The sequence below is a fragment of the Ornithinimicrobium sp. CNJ-824 genome, from assembly GCF_001942405.1.
Taxonomy (GTDB): domain Bacteria; phylum Actinomycetota; class Actinomycetes; order Actinomycetales; family Dermatophilaceae; genus Ornithinicoccus; species Ornithinicoccus kibberensis.
This window is the reverse complement of sequence record NZ_MKKA01000032.1, coordinates 1-7,662: the sequence shown is the minus strand read 5'-3', so window position 1 is coordinate 7,662 and position 7,662 is coordinate 1. Positions and strand designations below refer to the sequence as shown.

Genomic DNA, 7,662 nt, shown 5'->3' with positions numbered 1-7,662 from the left:
AACTTCGGCGGATCCAGGCTCAGCAGCCGCGGTCAACGAGGAGTACTCGCCCTGGTGCTCCAGCACCAGGCGCACGCACCGCTCCTTGACCAACGGATCCATCTTCTTCGGCATGAACTGCATCCTTCCAACTCACAAGGATGCGGCACCAATCCTGGGGCGCTTCACCCTCCGGTAGCTTTCGAGCACCGGATCATCAGTGCGGTCTCGTCAACCCCAGTAGAGTGGCCGCTGCGGTCCCAATCTGCGAACAACTCCAATCCAACAGTCGGCGAACATCGCGGGAGGACCCCCGCGCCTGATGAATTTGGCGCTGGTTGGCCACGCCCGCCAGACAAGGAAGGCGGAACAGCCATACAACCTCGAGCCCTACGCGAAGCTCTGGCCACACGAGTCGCCACCTGGAACCACCTCCTCCCCCGCTACCCTGTAGCCCGCACGCAAGTGCCCATCGTGGTTATGTGCGTCTATCGCGACAGGAACGTCCAGCATGTTCGCAGGATGCTAGGCCAACTTCCCAGGGCAGATGTACGGCTGCATGCTCTCCAACGGGTGGACTCTTCACTCCAAGAATTGACCCTGAACCACGGGCCAGGTCTGCGAATGCCGTTGCTTCAGCGACTAATCGACGTGGCCCCCGTCCCAGACGAAGCGTGGATCGTCATCTTTGATGACGACGCAACTTTCGTCCAACCCGGGCAAACGCGGTTTCTCGATTATTCTGTGGCAGGCGCACTCGACCTAGCGGGTCCTGCCATACAACGAGGGCAGCCATGGTCGCATCCACACACCGTGGTGAAACCCCTGCGAACCGCTAGGCAGGTGGGCCTCGTAGAGATTGGTCCTGTGATCGCGCTATCCCCTCGAGCCCGTCCACGTCTACTGCCCATACCGCCAACGGCCGCTATGGGATGGGGGGTCGACGCATCATGGGCCGCGATAGCACAACGGGAAGATCTCCGACTCGGCGTCGTGGACGCGACCCCCATCCTTCATCATGGGGAGGTCGGCGTCGCGTATGAGCGATCAGAGGAAACCGCCCACCTCGACGCCGCGACTCAGGCTGCCAATATCACGGGACTTCACGAACTGACGAAGACAACTGGAGCCGCCTGGAGGCCGTGGCAGCGAAAACCTCCTTGGCTTACACGTTAGTCCCACTGATCAACTGGCCGCGCCGCCGCCGAAGTAAGGAGCACCCTCACGTGCCAGACCTGCGTCCTCGGACCCGGAATGTCGATATCGCTCATATTGGCGATTTTACGGTCGATAATTGGGGGGATGGACTATATCCCCTAGCCCTATCAGAACTGATGCGGGAGAACGGCTTCGATCCTTCGTCGGTCACGCACTACGCGCACCGCGCCGGCCAACTACCAGCCGGCGCAGTTGCACGAGCTATGCATCCGCACGCTGTCGGCCATGCCATCGCCCTGGTCGGGGGTGGGGACTTGGTTAGAGCCGACTACCTCACGATCGCCCAGGACCGGCTGAACGTCCCGTCGGCTCGACGGAGTACCAAGGTGAACCTGCTCCGCGGGCGCCTTGCCTCCGCTGGGCTCGCCAGAGGCGCCGGCCCGTGGCTTCCCGCCGCGGGCTGGGGAAAGCACACCCGCGTGGGCCTAGTGTCGACCGGCGTCCACCCTCTTCCTGCGGAGCAGCGCGTGCGCGAAGCGCTCGCCAAAGTGGACTTCGCCTACGTGAGGACGCACGAGGCCGCGGATCGCCTCGCCGCCGCTGGGATGTCGAGCGATCGTGTTCTCGTTGCCCCCGACATGATATTCGCTCACCCGTGGCTGAATGAGCCCGAAGCGCTCCGCGCGGAGGTCACGACATCGCCTTGAACCTGGGGATTCAGGAGCCCCCGGTTGTCTTCCAGGCTGCCGCCTTCCACGGGTGGGACGTACATGGCGTCGAGGCGCTGCTAAACCAACTCAAGGGGCATCCCTTGCTCACACTCGCCCTCGGTCGCTACGCCGGTGAAGACCGCTTGCTTAGGGAGGCCGCGAAACGGGTAGGCGTGCCCAGCCTTAGTGGCCTGAGCGCGCGGGAGACAATGGCAGTCCTCGCCTACTCCGGGTGCATTTTCACGTCAAGCATGCATGCAGCGATAGTCGGCGCCGCGTTGCATGTGCCTGTCATCGACGCTGGCACCGGCAAGACCCGTTCCGCACTATCAGCCTGCCCCAGCCCCCCAAACGTGATCTATTGCAGCCGCGCCGACGTACCCGCTGCCGTGTTCGAACACATAGGCACCGCTCCAGACTTTGACCGACTCGCGAATACTGCTGCCGTTCGTGACGCGTTCGCGCTGGTTCTGAGGGCCGTTGACGCGTTCGCCTAGTGGATCAGGCAGAGATGGCGGAGCGACGGTCTAGCTCGTCCATCAATTCGTCGCTGACGCCAATTTCCACTTTCCGGCAAAATGGAGAGCCTTGAGCCAAGACCTTTGGGAGGTCCTGCATGGTCAGGGTCCGCGGCGCATCTTCTTCCACTACCCACTCCACATAGTTTAGCGGCCCACTTGCCGGCGGATACTGGGGAGTCATAATGGTTTGAACATAACTCTCATCGGGAATAATCGAGCGCCTAAATACCCGATTCAATTGACGATTTTCCGTGAACTGGTACAGTAAGTGTTCAAGAGAGGGTCGGTCCAGGGCAACCCATTGAGACCCCCTGTAGAACTTTCGCCGCTTCCGGATGCACCGGCGCAGACCTAGGTGGTAACCACGGCCACGTGAGACGACCCGGACAGCAATAAGCGGCTCCAAATAGTGACCAACCCTCGACAGGGCCCATCGAAGCCACGCTGCCGGACGCGATGTCGAGTCGCGTATCATAGCGGCCCCTGGCAGGCGCAGCCATCGATACGCATAGCGTGTCCACTCATCATTGCCCTCACCATAGGCTTTCCCCCATCGCGTCGGTATTCCAGGGGCCAAGAGGTTCCCACCCACCCCCCCACCTGCATCATTTGGCGCTCCCACTCCCGGAGCGGACGTGCAGGATAGTCCTGACCCGAGACAAGTACAACGAGGTCGGGACTGTACGTCCTGTGTACGTGAGAGAATGCTTGCATCGTCGTGGTGACGATCTCCCACGAGCCCCAGTCGGTTGGATGGGTATGGGTCAGAACCTCAACGCGTTGATGATCTATGGCCGGTGGGGCCGACCGACGCGCGTCGTGGTAGACCATGATTTGGGCATCAGGTGAGGACCTGAGTATCGCGTGAACCAGTCGAATCGCCTCGTCCGACTTGTGGTGCGTCAGCACGACGTAGACAACTCGGGGGCGTTGCACGGTCTCCTTCGCCACGTGTTCTCCTCCCTAGGGACTATACCCATTGTCCAGTTCTGGCTCGTGAGACCAGGTGAGGGATCGCAGAACGGGACCGACCAATCGGCGCAGTGATCGAGGCAAGGTGGTCAGGACGAGCACCGCATCGGCATCTGTCAGGCCTGTTTTTGCGACCCGAAGACCACCCATAAAGAACGTTAGACCCAAGAACCCGGCCACGATTGCGCCCACGAGGGGATGCACGCCGATGAGGGATCCTGCGGTCCATGCTACGCCGAGAGCAACACAGGCGATGAGTGACGGCCCCACGGCCCTGAAAGTCTGCACCACGCCTAGGGTGCCGCTCCGCAGCTCCACCGCAGACACCAGGAGCAGTTGGGTGGCTGAGCTAGCGATCTTGGCCAGTACCGCCCCCCACGCGCCATAGATGGGAATGGTAAAAATCATTGCAGTCACGGCTACCACCAGCGCGGCAACATCAACCCACAGCAGAGACCCACCGCGCAGCTGGGACAACACGAAGATGCGCATCGGACTGCCCAGAACCGCAAGGCCCGCGGCGGCACCGAGCGCCAGAAACATCCCGGAAGCTTCCGTGAACTCCGCGCCGTAGAGGAGCGGAACGAGGAGTGCGAGCGCAGGCAGAGCTGAAGCGACCATCAGACCGGCCACAGTGGAGGTCACCCGCAGGGAGCGGGACAAGGCCCTCCCTAGGGTGGGGGCGTCGACTTCTCGTAGACCCGAGATCGCTGGCACGAGCGGATTCATCAGTGTCTGCACAGGCGCAAAGATGTGTGTCGAGAGACCGTAGGCTAGTGCAAAAATTCCGACTTGCTCCGCGGTCGCCAGGCGATCCAAGAAGAGGACTTCGGTGCGTGATGCCACCAGCGTTCCGATGATTGCCGAGGCTCCGGTGGGTAGGGCGAACTTCCAAAAACCCGACGGGAAGCGAATCGGCAGCCGCGGTGCCAGGACAGCTCTGCGATAGTCTTTGCTGACGAAGATAAGCGTGGCAGCTGCCGACACTCCACCCACCACTAGGCGGACCAACCACACCGCGTCCGCAGTAGCAACAGTGACGACGGTTATCACGACTGCGGTTTGCAGGAACAGGTTGGTCACCATCGCAACCTGCGCGCCGCGGTCTGCCTTGTTCTCCAACGCTAGACAGGCTGGGCCTCCACTTGTGGCGGCAGGAAGCCAAACGCCGAACAGGAGCGCCGCGATGAGCAGACCGGCAGGAGCGTTGGCAAACAGGACGACGACCCCGGTCACAATGGGTGCGGTCCAGAGGAGTCGGAATCCCTGCGACTTCGACAGCAAGGCCCGAACAGCATTCCGGTCGCCCCTAGCGTGAGCTTTCGCCCCGAACTGCAGCACCGCCGTCCCGACGCCTAGGCCGACAACCACACCAGCGACCTCCAGTATCGCGGTTAGCAGCGCCAGGCGACCGTAGTCGGCGGCGCCAAGCACTCTTGCGAGAAGGAGGTTGACAACGAACGCCACCGGGAGCGACACGAGGGTGTGGACGCCCGTCCACATCACGCCTCGCGCGGCACGCGATTGCAGGCTGCCCCGGGACTCAGCCACAGGATCTGTCATGGGTGCACGGCTTGGCTAGCTGCACTATCTCGTGCGCCTGGGCGTAGACAGGCGTAAGGAAGTTCATGCGTGGGTGGGGACATCTTCCCGCGCCCCCATATCTCGCAGGTACTGTCGGGCACGCACCACGCCGACGGCTGATCCCACAGCATGCACGAGAGCTCGGGATGCGCCGTTGGCGAATCCCCGGATCCGGGAATCCCCGCCTCCCTCATGGCCTAGGACCGAGCGCCCCGCATACGTCAGGTTCCGACCTACTTGCGCCAAGGCATGCCGAGCCGCACCTCGTGCACGAGGATCATCCGGTCCGAGCGCAGTGCGCAGCAACACCGCGTGGTTGCGAGCAGCAAAGTACTCGTACCGCAGGTCGAACCGACGCCCACGGGCATACGTCCCACCAACGTGTCGCACGACAGCATCCGGTGTGTAGATGAGTCTGTACCCGGCAGCCCGCGCTCGCAACGCGATGTCCGACTCCTCTCGCAGACATGTTCCGGGGTAGAAGTCCCTGATCCCACCCAACTCCTGGATGACGTCTCGACGCATCGACATGTTGGCGCCTAAGAGATGGTCCACCTCAACGTCGCCCGAACTGCGCGCGGCGAAGTGCCCCGTCAGCTGACCATTCGGCAGCAACCTGCCAATCTCGTCCAGTCCTTCATGTTCCTCATGAGGCTGGCCGTTGTCAGTTCGACCGCCAACCCCCGCCACGTCCGGAGGGCCGTACCGCTTCAGCAACTCTGCGAGCCACGTAGGTGATGGGTAGGCGTCGTCGTCCAGGTAGACGATGACGTCACCGGATGAGCGCTCAACCCCGATCGCGCGGGACGTGGCGGTTGTGCCACGGCCGTGACGACTACGGATGTACGTCACGCCAGGGAACTGCTCGACGAGGCGTTGGGTGCCATGATTCGGCGAGGCGTCCACGACGATCACCTCCACCGGCTGAACCGTCTGCCGGTGAACGTGTTGCAGGCAGGTCGCAATGTAGTCCACACGGTTGTATGTCGGAATGACGACACTCGCCGTCAGTAACTCGCTCATGTTCCCCTCGAGGACGCTCCGTAGTAAGGTCCCGCCAGTCTACGGGCACCACGCCTCGGGAACCCCACATGAGCGACAGCCTGCTCCTCAGTGCGTGGGCACCCGAACCCGAGAGGAATCCGCCAGCGAGTCAGGGGACCGAACCCCGCCCCCCCGAGATCGGCTGCTTGCCAGCGCCCATGTGAGGCCAAGGTGGCGGTTGCCACCGTTCAGGGGCCATGAGCCGTAGGGTGGTCTGATGCGTTCGCCCCACTTGGGACATGTCCCTACACCCCTGTCGCTGGCCGGTAGTTCTATCGCGCGGGTAATTCAGGGAATCACATCTGAGCATGCCCAGCGTGGCGGCTTAACCTCGGTGGCGGCAGCTCACAATAGAGACCTTCATATTCAAGACGCGACAGATGTAGCTATCGACTACAGTTCGACGTGCCCCCGCGGGTGGTTCAATCGACGTGAACTGGTCACGGACTTCGCCTTTGGCAAGATAGGACTGCGAAGACCCCACTATGGACGTCTGCAGGACCCTGCCATCGCAGGCTTCAGAAGCATCAGACCCGACGTGGTCTTCGTCCATGAGGGGCACTACGCGGCGGCCAGCCTTCCGAACTGGCGTCAGGCAATGTCAGAAGCCTTGCTTATTCTTTACATACATAACCCGTTGTCACGGAGCTACTCCCATAGAGAAGCACAGCGACTGCTGAGCGCAGCCGACGGGCTAATCTTCGTGAGCCAAGAGGCGTTAAACCGCGAAGAATCAAGATTCGGACCTTTTCCCCGCCCCTCAGCCGTTGTTCATAACGGCGTCGATCACAACCTGTTTTATCCGTCACCAACGGCGACCAAATCGCTGGACGACCCCCTGACAATCACATACGTTGGTCAGATCGCTCCCCACAAAGGCGTGCACCTCCTACTGGAGGCAGTTGGCGCCTCGAAGCTCAAGGGCGCGTCCGTGCAGGTAATTGGCAGCGCCGAACATCAGCCTGATCGCGCACTCAGCACGTATGAGCAGTCACTTAGGAAACTCGCTCTCCAGCACGCTCTGAATGTGACCTGGACACCCTTCGTCCCCCAGGCGGAGGTAGCGGCTGCGCTCCGCGCAACGGACATCGTCTGCGTCCCCTCTGTGTGGCAGGAGCCCTTCGGATGGTAGCCTTAGAGGCAATGGCGTCAGGAGCGGCTGTTGTTGCTTCCAACAGAGGCGGACTGCCCGAAGCCTGTGGGGGCGCCGCGATCCTCATTGACCCTGAGAACATTCAAGAATTCGCGGTTGCACTCGACCAATGTTCCGATCCTCAACAGCTCGCCGCCCATAAGTTGAAGTCCCTTGAGCGGGCGCAGTCCGCCAACTGGAGCTCGACGTACGATCAGTTACTGACTGCTATCCAAGCGTGGGCTTAGTTAACGGGCTCTTCGTCTTTGAGGGTGGGGTCATAGGTTCAGGCCTCCGCCGATGAGGCGGCATGCGCAGGCGGTAGTTCTGGAAGTTCGTGAGGCCTCGGGCGATGCGGCGGTGTAGTTCGATGAGGCCGTTGATCGTTATCTGGCTCTTCACAGATGAGGGTGTAGAGAGCGCTGGCGCGTCGGTCACGGGGTAGGCGTCGAGGTCTTCCGAAGATGGAGGTTCCTACGCCAGCCATCCGAAAGACCTCGACATGCCCGACGCTACCTTCACGCGCCCCGACCTGACGACCTTCACCCGCCTGGACGACCTC

3 protein-coding genes and 1 pseudogene are annotated in these 7,662 nt (G+C 61.9%); 1 reads left to right on the top strand and 3 read right to left on the bottom strand.

The genetic code is table 11. The annotated features are described in order from the left end of the window. Positions 1-2,348: 2,348 nt before the first annotated feature. From BJF81_RS21540 to BJF81_RS10630, 3 genes are all read right to left on the bottom strand, one after another. Complete coding sequence (locus BJF81_RS21540; protein WP_083664164.1) at positions 2,349-2,843, bottom strand: beta-1,6-N-acetylglucosaminyltransferase; 495 nt, start codon at positions 2,841-2,843, stop codon at positions 2,349-2,351. Positions 2,844-3,331: 488 nt separating this feature from the next. Further along, positions 3,332-4,843 (bottom strand): lipopolysaccharide biosynthesis protein, encoded by a 1,512-nt coding sequence (locus BJF81_RS10635; protein ID WP_269087328.1) that lies wholly within the window; start codon positions 4,841-4,843, stop codon positions 3,332-3,334. Between the two features lie 123 nt (positions 4,844-4,966). Further along, positions 4,967-5,947 carry a glycosyltransferase family 2 protein gene (locus BJF81_RS10630; protein ID WP_075958325.1) on the bottom strand — a complete coding sequence of 327 codons (981 nt, stop codon included), beginning with the start codon at positions 5,945-5,947 and terminating at the stop codon, positions 4,967-4,969. 238 nt (positions 5,948-6,185) lie between these two features. Here BJF81_RS10630 and BJF81_RS21535 point away from each other — a divergent pair. Then, positions 6,186-7,348, top strand: a pseudogene (locus tag BJF81_RS21535) (glycosyltransferase family 4 protein). Positions 7,349-7,662: the final 314 nt, after the last annotated feature.

What these genes read in the sequence shown, in the direction of transcription:
- BJF81_RS21540 (WP_083664164.1), bottom strand. Translation starts at nt 2,843, where the DNA reads ATGATACGCGACTCGACATCGCGTCCGGCAGCGTGGCTTCGATGGGCC.
- BJF81_RS10635 (WP_269087328.1), bottom strand. Translation starts at nt 4,843, where the DNA reads ATGTGGACGGGCGTCCACACCCTCGTGTCGCTCCCGGTGGCGTTCGTT.
- BJF81_RS10630 (WP_075958325.1), bottom strand. Translation starts at nt 5,947, where the DNA reads ATGAGCGAGTTACTGACGGCGAGTGTCGTCATTCCGACATACAACCGT.